Source organism: Vibrio sp. ED004, from assembly GCF_023206395.1.
GTDB lineage: Bacteria > Pseudomonadota > Gammaproteobacteria > Enterobacterales > Vibrionaceae > Vibrio.
Map to the genome: position 1 here is coordinate 837,936 of NZ_CP066150.1, position 16,918 is coordinate 854,853.

Here is a 16,918-nt window from a genome sequence, read left to right on the forward strand (position 1 = left end):
CTACCCATGTTAAATGCTCCCTTGATTTTTAGCGAAGTCAAAGAGGACAAATAACATGAGCAGATATAATCAAGCTTCCCACGTATTTTGGAGATGTCAATATCACATAGTGTGGACACCAAAGTATCGATTTAGGATTTTGAAAAACAATGTAGGTAAAGAAGTTTATCGATGTATAAACGTTTACTGTAATCAACTTGGATGTGAAGTCGTTGAATTAAACGTTCAAGTTGACCACGTGCACTTGGTAGTAAAAGTTCCGCCTAAGTTATCGATATCCAAGTTGATGGGCGTATTGAAAGGCAAAATAGCTTTAAAACTCTTTAGTAAATTTCCATATTTAAGGAGAAACAAACTCTGGGGTAACCACTTTTGGCAAAGGGGCTATTTTGTCGATAGCGTAGGGGTTAATGAAGAAATCATTCGACGCTATGTAAGACATCAAGAGAAAAAAGAGCGCGTGGAGCAGCAGCAATTGGCGTTGGACTAAACAAAAGCCCCCTTTTAGGGGGCTCACATAAAGCCACCTTCTTTAGAAGGTGGTAATTTACTAACGAGCTACTTTCAGTATTAACGAAAGGTCGTTGGAAGCCGTCTGAGGTCGGAATTCAGAATGGCGACCTCGAATGTTTTCAATCTCTACCACAAATGGGCAGTGCTCAGTTTTATACGCATAGACCGGTCACAGCTTTTGAGATCCCTGAAGAAATCATGCTTGCGCCTATCGTGTTGTCAAAGAGCGGCCATACACCTGAACTAACCACGCCTCTACCCAGCTCATTTCTGAGCGCATTCAAACTTGTGATTAAACCTTATCTCACGATGGGGAAACTCCCAATTAGCTTGGCATCTGAAATTCTGAATATTCATGTCAGAACCATCCAACGCAGACTAGAAAACGAAGGTGTCGTCTATAAAACCTTGATAGAAGAGATGGTGCTCGAGCAGGTTTTGGAACTGCTCACGCAGTCGGATTTGTCGATTACTCAAATAGGCACAAAGATGGGCTACGCTGACTCCTCTCATTTTACACGTGCCTTCAAACGACAGATGAACATGACACCAAGACAGTATCGAAAAGAGCGGCTACAACAACGCTAATAGAAGTTGTAGCCGAAATAACGACTGTATCGAAATCATTACGTAAGCAGGACTTGATCCGCATAATTAATCATTGTCACCAAATGGCCATTTTTCAACATTGAATACTGTCAGTATCACTACTAAGTTATTGAATGTTGGTGAGTTGTTTTATCTTGTTGTTTGCGAGTGTCGCGGGTAATGAAAAACACCTTTGAAACCTCATAACACTCATTAGTAGTTACGGAATCGTTATGGGAAGTGGATTCCACTCATTTATGGATAACAAGGTGTAAAAATGAAAAATACTGGCTTAAAGCTCTCTGTTGTGGCTCTTTCGTGCTCGTTTGCTCTTTCTGCAAATGCAGCATCAACGCTATTTACTAACGTCGATGTGTTCAATGGTACGGAAAACAAATTGTACGAAGACCATCATGTATTAGTCGAAGACAACTTAATCAAACAAATCTCGGCAAACCCAATCGAAGCCGGTGAAGCTACCGTCATTGAAGGTGAAGGTAAAACGTTAATGCCTGGCTTAATCGATGGCCATGCTCATGTCATGATTAACTATAATTTTGGTGATATCGAATCTAATAAAGACCTCACTGACATTTCAATTCATGCGACTCAAGTTGCTAAACGCTACTTAGATGATGGTTTTACTACCGTTGGTGATATGGGCGGCCCAGCCTTCGGTCTAACTCGTGAAATTGAGGCGGGTAACGTTGTCGGCCCACGTATTTACCCTTCTGGTGCATTTATTTCTCAAACCTCCGGTCATGGTGATTTCCGAGATAGAGGTGACCCAGGTTTTACTCCGAATTCTGTGGGTGACATTTCCAACTTTGAACGTATGGGAATTGGTGCGGTTGCCGATGGCGTACCAGAAGTGTTGAAAGCGACACGATTGAACTTAAGAAATGGCGCTACTCAAATCAAGATCATGGCTGGTGGTGGTGGTTCATCTCGATTTGACCCAATAGATACGACTCAATACTCGGTTGATGAGACATGTGCGATTGTTGAAGCCGCTAAAGATTGGAACACTTATGTTGCCGCACATACGTTTAATGATCGTTCAGTAAATCGCTTGCTTGATTGTGGTGTTAAAACCTTCGAACACGGGTTTTTTATTAACGACGATACGATGAAGAGAATTGCAAAAGAGGGCGGATATGTTGTTCCACAGATGTGGGGACTATCACCAGATCTAGCGAAGAATCCGCTTATGCCAGCAGAAAAACTGCCTATGGTTGCTCAGCTTCAAGAACAATATGGCGACTACGGTAAACGTCTACTTGAAAACAACGTGAAGGTTGTTTTTGCATCAGACTATGTGGGTGCAGATTCCGATGCCGAGCGAGCTCGTCGTTACGAAATTTACTGGCGCACACAAGCTTTCGGTAGCAACTTTGAAGTGTTGAAACAAATGACTTCAACGGCTGGTGAAATGTTGGCGATGTCAGGCCCTAGAGGCACCACACAAGGGAAATTAGGCGTTATTGAAAATGGAGCGGTTGCAGACATCTTATTGATTGATGGTAACCCGTTGGAAGATATGGCAGTGATAGGCGCGACTCAGGAATGGTTTGACGCTGATCCTGAATACAAGACTATCGATACTATCAAATTGGTAATGAAAGATGGCGTTGTATACCGCAACGAAATGTAATCTTTGGTTCGATGTTTAAGAGTTAGGTAGGGGAACTCCTCTTCTACCTAACTTAGTTTACGATGCTTTTTTGAGGTAAAGTTTCATGGTTATTTTGAAGCCAATTTGTTCGTTGTTTGTATTGTTCTGTTTGTCGTTTTCATCATGGGCTAACGAAGTGAAAGTGACGTATTGGGACGAACTAGTTCCCAGTATGGAGTTAATAGAAGATCCATTTCAAAAGCTCGACCGAAATCAGATGTTCGACATGGCGACCATTGCCCGTTTTAAAGAAGCTCAGGCAGAAGATGGTTTTGTCGCTAGTGATAAAGCACGACAAGAAATCGCCGAAGTTACTGAAAGACTTAAAAAGCAAGACGTCGATGTAGAAGCATTGTTCGTTGCTCGTGCTCAGATCATGAAGCAACGTGAAGCGTTAGGTAGTAAACCTAATAATGATGTTGTGGGGAGCAAGCATCGAATCCCAGGCTACATCACGCCGATTGAGATGGATGGAACTAAGGTGACAAAATTTTTCTTAGTGCCTTCTGCAGGTGCGTGTATTCATACACCACCGCCTCCAGCAAACCAACTCGTATTGATAGATTATCCCGAGGGTATTGAATTAGTGAGTTTAATGACTCCCGTTTGGGTTGAAGGACAGTTAACGGGTCATCAATCGCAAGAAAATGTGAATTATTCTGACGGCGCTGCCAACGTACAGTCGGTGTATGCGATGAAAGCTGACGGTATAGAACAATACCAACCTTAAGCACGCTCCAATCTCATGTTGGAAGTATTTAAATCACCCAGTGTCATCAAATGACAATTTTCAATGTGAGTAATAACTAAAATAAAACGAACTTCAAAAGTACTGGTGACATGATGAATTCAAGATTTTCTAAAGTAAGTATGGCTGCGATGGTGGTTGCAACCTCAATGAGCCCTGTGGTTCACGGCGCAAACTTCGAAGGCCCAGATTCTGTTGAAAATACAATCGCAGAACAGAAAGCACAAAAGGAAACTTGGAGAGAATCGTTAGCTCAAGATGGTTTTACATTTGGTGCGGATTACTTTGCTTTAGGCCTTGCTTCTGGAGATGGCGTTGGTGGTGATAGCGTTAATGCATCATCAGGCGTCGCACGACTATACGGTTCATGGCACCTACTAGGAAACGGCACAGAGAACTCAGGTAGCTTGGTATGGAAGGTGGAACATAGGCATGCTTATGGTGATACTTCACCAAAAGAGTTTGGCTTTATAGGTTCAGACCAAATTGGATATGTAGGTATGATTGCTCCAGCTTTCAGTGACCAAGGTTTTCGAGTTACGGATTTAAATTGGAAGCAAAAAATCAATGATGGCAAGGGTACTATCGTTGTCGGTTGGCAGGATGTGACGAATTATGTTGATGTTTACGCTCTCGCGAGCCCTTGGTCTGGTTTTACGAATTTAGCGTTCTCGACAGGCTCAGGTGCGATGGGTTTACCTGACGATGGCGTACTTGCTCTTTCTGCGGGTCATATGCTGGGTGAGAATTTTTACGTAGTCGGTGGCATTGCCGATGCAAATGGCCAGTCAGATGATATTTTCGATGGCTTTGATACCGCTTTTGGTAGCGATGCGTCTTACTTTACTACTCTGGAATTAGGTTGGACGGCTTCGCAAGAGCAAATCTATACCGACAACTTCCATGTGACTTTCTGGGACTTTGGTGACGATACTCGCCATAGTAATAGCCTTGCAACGGAAGGTGGCTCGGGTGTCAATTTCTCATGGAGTCAGTTCATGACTTCGCAGATGATGCCGTTTGTTCGCGGTGGTTTTTCAGAAGGGGATGTTGCCCTTTACGATAAATCGATTTCCGTTGGTATGGGTTACTTCGGATTAGGAAAACCGACCAACAATTTAGGCGTAGCGTTGAACTGGGCAGAAGTGAATGGTGATTCTTTTGCAGCTGATGCGAAAGCAATAAGCGGTAGCACAGAACAATGGACAGCGGAGATCTACTACAACATGCAGTTTGGCGACCATTTCCAAGTAACGCCTGACATCCAGTACATAAAGGATCCTGCATTCTCCAATGAAAGCAGCGCTTGGGTGTTTGGTATTAGAGCAAGAGTCTTTATCTAACTTATCTGCTTGTTAATAGCTTAAACGTAAAGAGTAGATGTAAAAAGTGAGTCTTGATTGGCTCACTTTTTGCATTCAGTCTGCTTAAAGTTAATCGAGCAGTTAGGCTTTTCGGTTTCCTATGTGCCATTCAGTGTTAATTGGTTCTTATGAACAATCACTTCGCCTATCAGAGTTGTAAACAGTCATTTAACTGGGTATGGCGTATTATGGTAAGTTCCCGGTTTTAGAATGATCCAAGATAAGACTCCAATTTAGATAGAGGCGCATATGATTATTCATTTTAGAATCCAAGACGTAGAAGAGCTTTGGGGATCCATCGATTTGGCAACGCTCTTGCAGTTGGAACTGAGAGCAGTATCAACCACACCGTTAACTCTCTGATTGAAATAGTTAAGTTACCAATTACACTTGAAGCATAAGTTTGAATGGAGTCAACTTAATGCTTTCACCCCAATCGCCGTATTCCTCTTCCATTGCTCTGATCTTAACTGGCCTTTTTTCATCCTCGGCCTATGCCTCAAATGAAGCGATTCAAAATCGTTTAGAGAAGATCTTCGCGGCTTCTATTGCGTTGACTGACAGTGATGCGGTTTCCATTGGCTTTGTTGATTTTGACCCAAATTCATTTATCAATTTGAACGACAATGGTTTTGGCTCCGATAAAACCATCGATACTCGAAGCCAAGTGAGTGTGGGCTCCATTCCTTATTCTTCGGTGATTAACACCGATGATCCTGATCTTGACCTTATTTGGTCTGTGCGAGGGTCTTATGCGCTTTCTGAACAGGATATTGAAATCTCATCAGACGTGACCTCTGATCGTCGTGTTAACCCGAATAAAGACTCAGTGTTGGGCCTGTATGGCTTTTTCGGCGTTCAAAACCATTTAACCCAACGTTGGTCTATCGCGTATGGCTTAGGCACTCACTTGCTCTATTACCGCAATAAATACGAATACAACAACAGCTACTCTCAAGCATTCCAATCTCAGCTAGACGGCTACGCGCTAAATACCTCAGCGTGGGTATTGATTGGTGAGCCGTCGGTAAAACTCAAGTATTTAAAGCAGCAAGAGTGGGGAAGCTGGAATGTCTCTTCTCGAGTGCGTTATTTCTATGGAACTGGATGGGGTGAAGCGAACGATGGTGATATCGGTAACCCTGAAGGGATGCGATTTATTAATGAACTAGAGTTTAGGCAAAATGTTGCGCTCGATGCTTGGTCGTTAAACAACCCTCAGATCCACTATAACTTTAGAAGAATCGATATAGCGGGGGATTTAACGGATCCTTTAGATACACACTATTACTATGAATTCGGCGCTGGGTTGGTGTTCGATGTCCCTTACGACTCTTACTTCTTTGATAACTTTGGTGTTGGGATTAACTTCAATTATGGCAGCTCACTCAGCGGTGGTAGTTTGCTCTTCTTACTCAATAATTAGCATAAGTTGTTGATCTTCAAAGTACCCATATAATTTGAATTTGTATGTGTCGTAAAATGGTAAATATCTTAATCAAAACTTAGCCATCATAGTCATTCGCCCATCACCAGAGCAAACTATGAACAAGTTAAGTTATGACCGAAAAATGCCACTATACGTGGTGTCTGCACTTGTCCTCAATATGGCATTTAGCTTGTGGTTGCTGAGTATTGCTTCTACGCCAGCCATGGTTTTTTCGGTGTGTACGTTGTTATTACTTAGCACTCTTATTACCGCACGCCTTTATCGACATGAAATGGCTCAAAGCAAGAATAACTTGTCGGAAGCGATCATTGATGGTGTCGCAGGTTTTATCGTCCTCGATAGTCAATTGAGGGTCATACAAGTGAATCAACAGTTTTCTCGGGTTTCAGGTTATGCCTTTGAACAAGTTGAATCTCGTCCGATTTCTGATCTCTGTTTTATGAATAACAGTGGCTTGATATCGACCATTGCTACCTCGCTTAAGCAAAACCATAGATGGAAAGGGGAGCTGAGTGGTGTCAGCCGACTTGGTGAACATTTTACGGTCAACGTGGTTGTCGAAAAGCTTACCGAGTTACTGCCACACAACGAAAAATACGTGGTCACTTTTACCGATATTAGCCGACGTAAGATCTTAGAGCGTCGATTAAGAGTGCTGGTGGAAACAGATTCGCTGACGGGGTGTTGGAACCGACGCCGTTTCGATAAAGATCTAAACCACTATTCAAACCTGGCGGAGCGTTATGGTTACACACATTCTTGTCTCGCGTTGATTGACTTGGACCATTTTAAATCCATTAACGATAACCATGGCCATGACCAAGGTGATGCGGCACTTAAAGAGGTCGCAGAACTATTGAGAAACAACAGCCGTGATACCGACATTGTAGCTCGTGTTGGTGGTGAAGAATTTGCCATCCTAATGCCAGAAACCAACTTGGCCGATGCGTTTGAAGCCATGTATCGATTGAAAGAAGTGATTACCAAAGGCACGACTTTGAATCTAACCGTGAGCAGTGGAGTGTCTGAAGTACAAGCGCAAGCCGAAGCGACCTATCGCAGTGCGGATAGGGCGCTTTATCGTGCCAAAGGGAATGGTCGAAATAGGGTGTGTAGTTCGAGTTCAGGCATCCCAACTCCGATAGTGCTTGGTTAATCTATCTAACTAACGAACTTAACGATGTCTAAGCCGAGATTGACCGTTGGTAAATCTTTGGCGTAAGACCAGATACACGCTTAAAGGCTCTAGAAAAATGTGAGATGTTGGTGTAACCCAGTTGGCTAGAGATATAAGTCAGCGTGTGGCCTTCTTCCATCAACTCACAGGCTACTGAAAACATCAGGTTTTCTTTGATCTTTCTATAGGTGGTGTTTTCGTTTTTAAGCTTGCGTTGAAAGGTTCTCACCGAGAAATTAAGCAGCTCTGCGGCCTCTTCAAGTGAGAGGTCTTGCTCTTTCATGTAAGGCTTAAGTAACTCGTAAACACTGTCAGTAAAACTGGTGTGCTATTCAATGATTGCGGGCTTATTGCTTAAGTCTTTTGTGGTGAGACGAATAGGAAGCTGTAGGATCTCATCAGGGATCATCACAGCGGTTGAACTGTGGTCGATGAACAGTTGGCAATGGCTTGGAACCAGTGTTTTGACGATGTCGGTGTCGTGTCCTTGCAAACGAATCTTGGTAGGTTGCCAAGGGGACTTAGATAAAATGGTTATTAATTCAATGATATAGGTGATCGAGAAAACTTCACCCCATTGAAACATAGGTGAGCTATCTTCAGGAGCGGTTCGACAAAACCAACTTTGCCCATGTTCTTGAATAAAGTCGACACTACTGCCCGGCGAGTCATAAGAGAAGATGGTGTTGATGTGTTTTAACGAGTCGCCAATGGTTTCGAACTCGGTAAATTGATGCAAGACGTATGGGATGATTCTTCGTCTAAAAGCAAGGCCAAGTACATCCGTAAATCGAGAAACGCCCAATTGTGATGAGGTCAGATAAATCAATCGTTTGATGGATTCCGACGGCACAAAGTCACTTTCTGACTCAATAAGATCAGGTGGTAGGCCCGAGTCTTCGAGCAGTTTGTGTAGGTCTAATCCATAGTCAGTAAAAATTTGGACTAAGATCTTGGCGTAACTGGTTTGTATAACGGGTACTTGATAAGAGCTGTTGGCCATGATCAATCAATCCTTGTGCATTGATACATAATTGGACGTGCATATCATTTACGACACTTTGTTTAGTAAATCTAACCCTATTTACTTGAGTTTTCCATGGTCAGGTTTATTTTTAAGATATTAATTTTGTTGATGTTAGTTATTGAGAAGGGAGTTCCATGTCTGAAGTTAAAGGGAACAAGCAAGACGACAATGAAGAAAGTAGCCAACCAGAGAATGGCAAAGATAAGGTAAGAAAGGTAACCAACTACCTGCTTGGGTTTGTGGCATTCACGCTGCTGTTCAGCATTGTTGCTGATCGAATTATACCCATCACCGATAATGCCCGCGTGAAGGGTTACATCGTTCCTATTAAGCCTGAAGTGTCAGGTAAAGTGCTTGATATCTTAGTTAAGCCGAATCAATTGGTTAATCAAGGTGACACACTCGCGATTCTCGATGAATCTGATTATCGAATTGCGGTGCAACAAGCCGAGCAAAATCTTGAGATTGCTGGGCAAAATGTTGGAGCTCAAACTGCAAACATCGCTTCTGCACAAGCCAAATTAACTTCTGCTTTGGTCGAGAAACAAAACACTCAGCTTCAAGCGAAGCGTGTGCTGGAAATGGCAGAGAAAGGCGTGATGTCTAAATCGGACGCTGATGAGGCTCGAGCTGCATTAGCAACTTCTCGTGCAGGCGTGACTAACGCTGAAGCGGATTTGGAACGTGCTAAACAACAGATGGGTAAAGAGGGTGAAGAGAACAGCCAAGTGAAGGCGGCGTTATTGGCGTTGGAACAGGCTCAATTAAACCTTGAACGTACCGTTATCAAAGCGCCAACCCAAGGCGGTGTGTCTAACTTTAGTCTTTCTGAAGGTTTCTATGCTTCTGCAGGGCAAGCGATCATGACGTTTGTATCCACGGAAGACATCTGGATCGAAGCTTACTATCGTGAAAACAGCTTAGGTAACGTTGCGGTGGGTGATGAAGTGGAAGTCGCGCTCGATTTTGCTCCGGGTCAGATTGTCAAAGGGCGTGTCAGCAGCATCGATTGGGGTGTTGATTGGGGACAGAACGATCAAGCGGGTAAACTTGCTCAAGCTAGCCAACAAACGGGCTGGTTGCGCCAAACTCAAATGCTACCAATCACTATCGAATTTGAGCGTGACACCATGCAAGGCATGTTACGTGTAGGCGGTCAGGCTGATGTGATTGTTTATAGCGGCGATAACTTTGTTTTCAATGCGATAGGCAAGCTTTGGATTCGATTTATTAGCGTATTGTCTTATGTCCGATAAGCCCGTACTCGACCAACAAACACAGCAACGGATCCTGCGGTATACCGTCGGGGTCACGTTGGCTGTATTTTTGGCGGCGTGGATTAACTGGCCACTTGCGTTCGTTGCGCCAGTGTTCACCGCTAAGTTCTTAATCGATAAACCTAATCTGCACAAAGAAACCGTCTACGAACTGTTGTTGGCGGTGGTTGCCACGATGGCGCTCGGTTTGTTGCTGTCTCGTGGTATTACACATTATCCAATCCCGCTATTGGTTTTAGTAGGGCTGATGATGCTGTGGGGCTACTACTTGTTTGTCGATCCAAAGTGGAATCTGTTCGCCACCATACTGCTGATTGCCGTGTTGATGCTGCCATTCATGGCCATTGATAATCCGGGTGTTTCGGTATTGTTGGCATCTGGCTTGGCAACATCGGGCGTAGTTTCGGTGATGATCTTTGCTTTGGTGCATGTGTTCTTTCCTGAGCCTAAATCGGAGTTTTCAGGTTTCGCGGCTGCGCCACTCGAAAAGAAACAACGTTGGTATGCGGCCTTTAGAGCGATGATTATCTCGTATCCTGTGGTGTGCTTTTTCTTTATCTTTCAGATATCTGAAGCCTTGCTAACCATGATGTTTATCGCGTTGTTGTCATTAATGATCACTTCTGAAAAGTCTGTAAAGCTGAGTGCGTTTCTTGTGATCAGTAATGGTATTGGAGGCTTGTTGGCGATTGCTGCTTTTTCAATCCTTTCTATTGTTCCCAATATTGTCTTCTATTCTTTATTTATAGGACTTATCGCCATCCTTATGGCTACTAAGATCTATACCGTTCCAGAAAAAGCACCGATTTTCGCCACTGCATTCAGTACTTTATTGGTACTAGTAGGAAGCACATTGATGAGCTCAGGCGATATCGACAGCAACACATTCATACGTATATTCCAATTAGTGTTAATTGGAGTTTATATGATTTTGGCTTCACTCTTCCTTGAAACCAGGAATTGGAAGTTTCTACAAAATCAGCCCTAATTTTGCCCTAACAAGGACGTCTCATGAAGTTAACCGATGATTTTTCAAAACAAGCGATTGATGCCGCAATAAAAATTGCAGCCATTGCCATGCTCGTCTATTGGTGTTTTTCAATTCTACGCCCATTCATTCTGTTGGTAGTGTGGGGCGCGATCATTGCGACTGCGCTATACCCAGTGGCAGTGGCGATTTCAAATAAAACCGGGATGTCGAAAGGCAAAGCCAGTGCATTACTGAGCTTTATTGGTGTGCTGTTGCTACTGATTCCCTTGGTTGCGCTTTCATCTGGTATTTACACCAGTGCATCAGATCTAATGACAGGGCTACAAGATGGCACTTTGTCTCTGCCTAAACCGAAAGAATCTTTGCAAGACATTCCGTTGATTGGTGAAAAAGTTTATGCAGCCTTGGTTCATGCTTCATCCAATATAGAAAGTGTGTTCATCAAGTATGCGGAAGAGCTGAAGATATTCGCGACCAAAGCAGCGTCAGTTCTGGGTTCATTGGGCGGTGGTTTCATGCAATTTATCATCTCAACCATCATTGCTGGTGCGTTCATGAGTAATGCCGATAAATGCCAAACGGGTGTGACTCACTTGGTGGCGCGCCTAACGGACGGCAAAGGTGAAGAGCTAGTACAGCTTTCTAAATCGACCGTTCGTAGTGTTGTACAAGGTGTCATCGGTGTTGCTGTGATTCAATCTATGATGTCGGCTGTTGGTTTGGTGATTTCGGGCGTGCCTGCTGCTGCGTTTTGGGCGCTAGCGGTACTATTAATTGCAATCATCCAACTTCCACCGATTCTTGCTCTGTTACCAGCCATTATCTACATGTTCAGTGTTGAATCGACTCTGGCGGCAAGTTTGTTCTTAGTGTGGTGTATTTTGGTGAGTGGTAGTGACGCTATCTTGAAGCCTGTGCTACTAAGCCGCGGCTCTCATATTCCAATGTTGGTTATTTTATTGGGTGCGTTGGGCGGAATGGCGATGTCAGGAATCGTCGGTTTGTTTGTTGGTGCTGTGATTCTGAGTTTGACCTACGAACTGATGATGGCGTGGCTTGGGCTTGAAGATAAAAACCAAGAAGAAGCCGAAGAAAACAAAGCAGAGATAGAGGAGAAATAGATGAAGGCAGTCTCGAAAGACGACAACTTCTACTTCTTATTCTATGCACTTTTGGTGTTGTTTTTTGGTTGTGCGGTGATGCAGCAGTTTTATCCGCAAGGCCAAAAAACGATTCTATTTTTGATCATTATTACCTTAGCGGTTTCGATTGTCGGCATTCATAAAGAGCGTTCTTTGTATCGTTCTTGGTATGGTTTGTTGTTGATCACGGCGTCGGTGTCGGGTGTGTTTTCTTTCTTAGAAGGCTACAACCTATCGATTGTTACTCTAACTGCATTGGCCATCTTTCTGTTTTCACATATTTACTCGGCGTTAAGGCAGGTGATACAAGCGAAAACAGTCACACCCAATCACATCATTGGATCTATCTGTATTTATCTGTTGTTGGGGTTTGCTTGGTCGACCATCTACTTGTTGATTTTGGAAATCTTTCCCAATGCATTTAACGGCTTAGAAGAGCAAATTTGGCTTACGAACTTGTTCAATGCGATGTATTTCAGCTTCATTACTCTGACTACTGTGGGCTATGGTGACATTTCACCTGCTTTGCCTATTGCTCAGTTCTTTGTGTTTATGGAGTCGATCATCGGCAGTTTTTACTTGGCGATTATGGTAGCGAGCTTGGTGAGTATTCGACTTGCGCAATCTCAGTCCTAATCGAGCAGATACAAAGAAGCCCGGCAATCGTCGGGCTTCTTCTGTTTCAGACTGTTAAAAGTCAAACGTAGCTTTGAGTTGAGCTCGATATGAGCACGAACCTTAACTCTCAATACTAGCTAAAAACCTTAAGCCTCAGAGCCTTGTATCTTCTCTAGCTCAGCGATAGTCGTTTGAGACACTAACTGACCGTCCATGTAGTAAGTCACGTTCTGACCTTCTTTGATACCAGTCAGCGTTGCGGTTTCACCACTGGTATAGACGATATCCATTTGGATAGTGTTTTCGTCAATCTTGATCATCTCATCAGTCTCGATAGTACGGTTGTTTGAGATTGGACCGACAGGCGCCTCTTTTAGGCTTGGGTCAAGTTCATCATTAACTTTGAAGTGTGTGTCTGTTTTTGTATCGAACACGTGTGGCGCACCGCTGATTGGGTTTTTACCCGTCCAGAATTCAAGTGAGTTGAATACCACGTAGTCGGCTGCGGTAGTAATACCGTACACAGGCGCTAATAAGAAGTTTACACCTGCACGAGCATAGCGGTTATCGACAACTTCAACGTTAAATTTCATCACTTTCCCTGTTACGGCGTTACTGCCGATACAACCAGTTAGCGCAGAAGCCAAAACCGTTAGTCCTACAATTTTAAGTGCAATCTTTTTCATTTTAGTACCTGTATAAGTTAGAAGTCTGTTTCGTTGGAACAGGTGTAGTATGGTTTTTATTCGATGGTCAGTTTTACCATTTAACGCCATTGGCGATATAAAATGGTCACGCATTTGAAGCATCAGATTTGGTTATGGGAAACTTAACTACGGAAAATACAGGCATAAAAAAAGGTTCATCGCGGCTTTCCGGGGAAAGCCGCTTTTATCTTCAAGAAGAAGTAGTCTGTATCTCGATATCCATACCCCATTCGCTTGATTAACTTTATTTTGTTGTTTATCCCTTCCAATGTGCAGGTGTTGAGCGGATAAGTTGCCGATGCAATAATACCGTGAAGATAAGGCCTCAGTTTTCGTGCAAACTCTTTCAATGGCTTAATTCCACTCTCTTGCACTTGTGCCCACCATACCTCCCAGAGCCCCTTAGCATGTGCTTCTGATTTACAGTACCAAAGCTCTTTGAGTTGTGAGCCGAGTATATAAGTGGCCATCAAGTCCTTATTGATATTCAATATTTCAGTAAGATAGCTATCTTGTCGTGCATTTAAATTACCTCTGTTTTTCAGCAGTACCCAGCGTGAGCGCTTCACCCATTGCCTCGCTTTTTTATCCTGCTTGAGTTTGTTAGCTTGGTCGACTCTGACTCTATCCATCACCTCACGACCGAAACCTAGCAACAACATGGAATAAGTCGTAAACGATTTTTGCATTCGGGCAGTGCGCTTGAACTTCAAGGTCAAAAGCCGTATTCATGTCCATTGCGACCGCTTCGATATTGTTACCATGCTTGCCTAACTGCTCGAAAAACGGTCGTATGTCCTTGCGGCTACGACCTAACCCTATCCAAATGACTTGGTGAGTCTTAGCATCAGCGATGACTGTGGCATATCGGTGCCCTTTAAAGATGGCGAACTCGTCCATGACGAGTTGCCTTAGCCCTTCCCATTTCACTGACGGTACCACTTGGCGAAGTCGACGTTTATCTATCTCTTTAATGGTGTGCCAATGAACGCTCGTTAACTGGGAGATATGCTTAATGGGAAGAAGAGGCAGTAGTTGTTCTATATAGCTTTTTAGACGCGTCGTTATACGAGCATAAGGCTCTAACCAAGATAGAAACTCTGTTTTTATGCCGCAGTCACGACACTTGATCCTTCGAGTTTGAACGGAAAGCTCAACAGGAACATTGAACAACATGGCCTCTTTCACATGACGCCATTGATACTCATGGATAGCCTCAGCTTCAAGACCGCAAAGGCATTTAGCCTCAGAATTAGGTTTAAGAGTTAGTGTAACAAGTGATGCTGTCTGGTGAGACTTTACTATTTTAAAGCCTTCCCAGAATGAAGATAGGAAAGTATGATTCGGCATGAAAACGGTAGTTTGTGTATGATTTTTGTTTGGCGACTAAACCATATCACTTACTACCGTTTTTTTGTTTTCAACCCTAAACCACCTACTTCAGTAGGTGGTTATCATTCAGTTTGGCTTTGCCTGTAGTTCTACCCATGTTAAATGCTCCCTTGATTTTTAGCGAAGTCAAAGAGGACAAATAACATGAGCAGATATAATCAAGCTTCCCACGTATTTTGAGATGTCAATATCACATAGTGTGGACACCAAAGTATCGATTTAGGATTTTGAAAAACAATGTAGGTAAAGAAGTTTATCGATGTATAAACGTTTACTGTAATCAACTTGGATGTGAAGTCGTTGAATTAAACGTTCAAGTTGACCACGTGCACTTGGTAGTAAAAGTTCCGCCTAAGTTATCGATATCCAAGTTGATGGGCGTATTGAAAGGCAAAATAGCTTTAAAACTCTTTAGTAAATTTCCATATTTAAGGAGAAACAAACTCTGGGGTAACCACTTTTGGCAAAGGGGCTATTTTGTCGATAGCGTAGGGGTTAATGAAGAAATCATTCGACGCTATGTAAGACATCAAGAGAAAAAGAGCGCGTGGAGCAGCAGCAATTGGCGTTGGACTAAACAAAGGCCCCCTTTTAGGGGGCTCACATAAAGCCACCTTCTTTAGAAGGTGGTAATTTACTTTTAGTTCCCGCTAATCCGCGATGAACCAAAAAAAAGCGCGACCTAAAAGAGCGCGCTTTATGTTTTGAAAGGAAGAGTCGTGATAATAACAGCGGTTACTTCATGACATAGTTATAAGTCTTCACGGCAAGCCAACGGAAAAATCGGAATAAAAGGGTGGTGGCTTTAAAGACAAACTTGGCAATTGAGACTGTTGCTTCACCAGCAATGCTCACGCACTTATGTAAATCGGATTCTTTGTATTCTGAATAAGTAATGGTGTTCTCTCACTTCTCGCTGTTATTTTGCATATATAAGTAAAGACTCCTGTCTGGCTGTATACCCTTAGTGCGTAATGTACGAATATTCGCCGATCGTGACTTACCATTTAATGCCATGTGGTCTAAAAATTAGTCGAATGAGAATGTGTTGAGCGAATTTAAGCGCCTACCTAGGGATAGCGCCTGAAGTAACCGAAAAACCGTGGCTAATAATGGTATGATCTCAGGTTCAGCACCGCGAGTTATAAAGAATAGGAAAGAGAATGAGCAACCTTACAGAACAGCAAGAAGCCGCAATGGCGACGTTTAAAGAAAACTTACACCTACCCAATGGTGGTTTTCATAAACTGATTATCGAGCTAAGTAAGGAATTCCAGTTGCCTTTTCAAAAGGTGCGTGCCGTTTTAAAGAAAGCTCAAAAAGACGTTGAACGTCAAATCCGCGAAGATTTTTCGAGTGTCGATGAGGCAGCTCTTAGCCAAGGAAATTGGCTGAGTATCATTAAATCGAAGCTGGTCGAACTGGCGGAAGATAACCAAACGGTTATGGATAAACTGCAACTCAACCTGAAATATCAGAAAGTGTTGGCTGCAACCAATGGTTCAATCGCAAGTGAAGACGAGCGTGACGAATTGATCGAAGAGTTGATTCAAGCTTATGAGAAAGAGGTGTTTAAACCTTTACTGGCGATGCTGCATACAACAAAGCTGTATTGGAAGTTAATGCTGATGGATGAGACATGTAAGATGAATGAGGAGAATCGTGAGAAGTTCAGTGATTACCCTCAACACATGCAAGCTGCAGAACACTTATATACGCTGGATCAGAAGTTAAGGTCGATGCCGTTAACTTATTAGTCCATGAATGCACTGATAATGACGCAGTGGTGATTCAGAGTTTGATACAAGTTGGTTTCAATAGAAGCACGATAACCTAGCTAGCGTTAGCCGCGTGTGAAATGCAAAAAGGGCTAGGTTCTAATCTGTTTTACTTCTACTCTATTTTGTTCTGCTAGAGCGAATTGAGGGTGACATCTTTTATATCTTTGGAGCTAGGCGATGTTTCTTTTTGTCGCCTTTGGGAAATGCTATAGGAGTGTGAAATGTCCTAGGGTGTTTCCGTTGCGCGAAACGATAGTTCCGATGCTGTCTCTTTCATTAAATTCAAAGTCGATGAGATAACTATTGTGTTGTAGCTTGGGCAATATGTGGCGGTGGAGTATATCGCTATTGAGCTGTCGAATCTCGGTGACCCATGAAAGTTCTTCTTTGTGTAAATCTATTTTGATCTTGAGCATTTATTACCTTTTAGTTTATTGACTGTTTTTTCGCGTGATAGTTGGTACCAAT

General features: G+C 43.0%; 13 protein-coding genes and 4 pseudogenes. 13 read left to right on the forward strand and 4 right to left on the reverse strand.

The features are described from left to right. Nucleotides 1–55: 55 nt before the first annotated feature. From tnpA (ITG10_RS21220) to ITG10_RS21250, 7 genes and pseudogenes are all read left to right on the forward strand, one after another. Nucleotides 56–490 (forward strand): IS200/IS605 family transposase, encoded by a 435-nt coding sequence (gene tnpA / locus ITG10_RS21220; protein ID WP_017633274.1) that lies wholly within the window; start codon nt 56–58, stop codon nt 488–490. A 62-nt stretch (nt 491–552) separates the two neighbouring features. Continuing rightward, nucleotides 553–1,101: pseudogene (locus ITG10_RS21225) on the forward strand (helix-turn-helix transcriptional regulator); the annotation flags it as partial. A 277-nt stretch (nt 1,102–1,378) separates the two neighbouring features. Beyond that, entirely contained in the window at nt 1,379–2,755 is a 1,377-nt protein-coding gene (locus tag ITG10_RS21230; protein ID WP_017629913.1) for an amidohydrolase family protein, read from the forward strand. 85 nt (nt 2,756–2,840) lie between these two features. Beyond that, nucleotides 2,841–3,506 carry a DUF3299 domain-containing protein gene (locus tag ITG10_RS21235; RefSeq protein ID WP_128644339.1) on the forward strand — a complete coding sequence of 222 codons (666 nt, stop codon included), beginning with the start codon at nt 2,841–2,843 and terminating at the stop codon, nt 3,504–3,506. Between the two features lie 110 nt (nt 3,507–3,616). After that, entirely contained in the window at nt 3,617–4,867 is a 1,251-nt protein-coding gene (locus ITG10_RS21240) for a carbohydrate porin (RefSeq protein WP_248387143.1), read from the forward strand. A gap of 442 nt (nt 4,868–5,309) precedes the next feature. Beyond that, nucleotides 5,310–6,314: a Solitary outer membrane autotransporter beta-barrel domain gene (locus ITG10_RS21245; protein WP_248387144.1), complete on the forward strand. Its 1,005-nt coding sequence runs from the start codon at nt 5,310–5,312 to the stop codon at nt 6,312–6,314. Between the two features lie 118 nt (nt 6,315–6,432). Beyond that, on the forward strand, nt 6,433–7,494 hold the full coding sequence (locus tag ITG10_RS21250; protein ID WP_017629917.1) for a sensor domain-containing diguanylate cyclase: 1,062 nt from the start codon (nt 6,433–6,435) through the stop codon (nt 7,492–7,494). 28 nt (nt 7,495–7,522) lie between these two features. Here the strand turns inward: ITG10_RS21250 and ITG10_RS21255 are convergent. Further along, a pseudogene (locus ITG10_RS21255) lies at nt 7,523–8,518 on the reverse strand (AraC family transcriptional regulator). Nucleotides 8,519–8,676: 158 nt separating this feature from the next. On the opposite strand from ITG10_RS21255, the gene ITG10_RS21260 reads away from it, so the two are divergent. Genes ITG10_RS21260 through ITG10_RS21275 form a run of 4 tightly spaced genes read left to right on the forward strand, consistent with a single transcriptional unit; the run spans nt 8,677 to nt 12,588 of the window. Next, a complete protein-coding gene (locus ITG10_RS21260) occupies nt 8,677–9,798 on the forward strand; it encodes an HlyD family secretion protein (RefSeq protein WP_017629920.1) in 1,122 nt (373 codons plus the stop codon). Continuing rightward, a complete protein-coding gene (locus ITG10_RS21265; protein WP_026084145.1) occupies nt 9,788–10,807 on the forward strand; it encodes a DUF2955 domain-containing protein in 1,020 nt (339 codons plus the stop codon). The genes ITG10_RS21260 and ITG10_RS21265 overlap by 11 nt, the downstream gene beginning before the upstream one ends. Nucleotides 10,808–10,830: 23 nt before the next feature. Continuing rightward, complete coding sequence (locus ITG10_RS21270) at nt 10,831–11,931, forward strand: AI-2E family transporter (RefSeq protein WP_248387146.1); 1,101 nt, start codon at nt 10,831–10,833, stop codon at nt 11,929–11,931. Beyond that, a complete protein-coding gene (locus ITG10_RS21275; protein ID WP_017629922.1) occupies nt 11,932–12,588 on the forward strand; it encodes a potassium channel family protein in 657 nt (218 codons plus the stop codon). A gap of 128 nt (nt 12,589–12,716) precedes the next feature. On the opposite strand, the gene ITG10_RS21280 is transcribed toward ITG10_RS21275, so the two are convergent. Continuing rightward, nucleotides 12,717–13,256: a DUF3332 domain-containing protein gene (locus ITG10_RS21280; protein WP_017629923.1), complete on the reverse strand. Its 540-nt coding sequence runs from the start codon at nt 13,254–13,256 to the stop codon at nt 12,717–12,719. Between the two features lie 176 nt (nt 13,257–13,432). Next, a pseudogene (locus tag ITG10_RS21285) lies at nt 13,433–14,627 on the reverse strand (ISL3 family transposase). A 186-nt stretch (nt 14,628–14,813) separates the two neighbouring features. On the opposite strand from ITG10_RS21285, the pseudogene tnpA (ITG10_RS21290) reads away from it, so the two are divergent. Together tnpA (ITG10_RS21290) and ITG10_RS21295 are read left to right on the forward strand one after the other, a co-directional pair. Beyond that, a pseudogene (gene tnpA / locus ITG10_RS21290) lies at nt 14,814–15,246 on the forward strand (IS200/IS605 family transposase). 586 nt (nt 15,247–15,832) lie between these two features. Further along, nucleotides 15,833–16,426: a hypothetical protein gene (locus ITG10_RS21295; RefSeq protein ID WP_017631720.1), complete on the forward strand. Its 594-nt coding sequence runs from the start codon at nt 15,833–15,835 to the stop codon at nt 16,424–16,426. A 230-nt stretch (nt 16,427–16,656) separates the two neighbouring features. Here the strand turns inward: ITG10_RS21295 and ITG10_RS21300 are convergent, their stop codons facing one another. Beyond that, the gene (locus ITG10_RS21300; RefSeq protein ID WP_017631719.1) at nt 16,657–16,866 is read right to left on the reverse strand and encodes a hypothetical protein; all 210 of its coding nucleotides are present in this window, start codon (nt 16,864–16,866) and stop codon (nt 16,657–16,659) included. Nucleotides 16,867–16,918: the final 52 nt, after the last annotated feature.

Bases quoted from the DNA above. Each gene is read 5' to 3' on its own strand.
- ITG10_RS21260 (WP_017629920.1), top strand. From the start codon at position 8,677: ATGTCTGAAGTTAAAGGGAACAAGCAAGACGACAATGAAGAAAGTAGC.
- ITG10_RS21235 (WP_128644339.1), top strand. From the start codon at position 2,841: ATGGTTATTTTGAAGCCAATTTGTTCGTTGTTTGTATTGTTCTGTTTG.
- ITG10_RS21250 (WP_017629917.1), top strand. From the start codon at position 6,433: ATGAACAAGTTAAGTTATGACCGAAAAATGCCACTATACGTGGTGTCT.
- tnpA (WP_017633274.1), top strand. From the start codon at position 56: ATGAGCAGATATAATCAAGCTTCCCACGTATTTTGGAGATGTCAATAT.
- ITG10_RS21245 (WP_248387144.1), top strand. From the start codon at position 5,310: ATGCTTTCACCCCAATCGCCGTATTCCTCTTCCATTGCTCTGATCTTA.
- ITG10_RS21230 (WP_017629913.1), top strand. From the start codon at position 1,379: ATGAAAAATACTGGCTTAAAGCTCTCTGTTGTGGCTCTTTCGTGCTCG.
- ITG10_RS21240 (WP_248387143.1), top strand. From the start codon at position 3,617: ATGATGAATTCAAGATTTTCTAAAGTAAGTATGGCTGCGATGGTGGTT.
- ITG10_RS21270 (WP_248387146.1), top strand. From the start codon at position 10,831: ATGAAGTTAACCGATGATTTTTCAAAACAAGCGATTGATGCCGCAATA.
- ITG10_RS21275 (WP_017629922.1), top strand. From the start codon at position 11,932: ATGAAGGCAGTCTCGAAAGACGACAACTTCTACTTCTTATTCTATGCA.
- ITG10_RS21265 (WP_026084145.1), top strand. From the start codon at position 9,788: ATGTCCGATAAGCCCGTACTCGACCAACAAACACAGCAACGGATCCTG.
- ITG10_RS21300 (WP_017631719.1), bottom strand. From the start codon at position 16,866: ATGCTCAAGATCAAAATAGATTTACACAAAGAAGAACTTTCATGGGTC.
- ITG10_RS21280 (WP_017629923.1), bottom strand. From the start codon at position 13,256: ATGAAAAAGATTGCACTTAAAATTGTAGGACTAACGGTTTTGGCTTCT.
- ITG10_RS21295 (WP_017631720.1), top strand. From the start codon at position 15,833: ATGAGCAACCTTACAGAACAGCAAGAAGCCGCAATGGCGACGTTTAAA.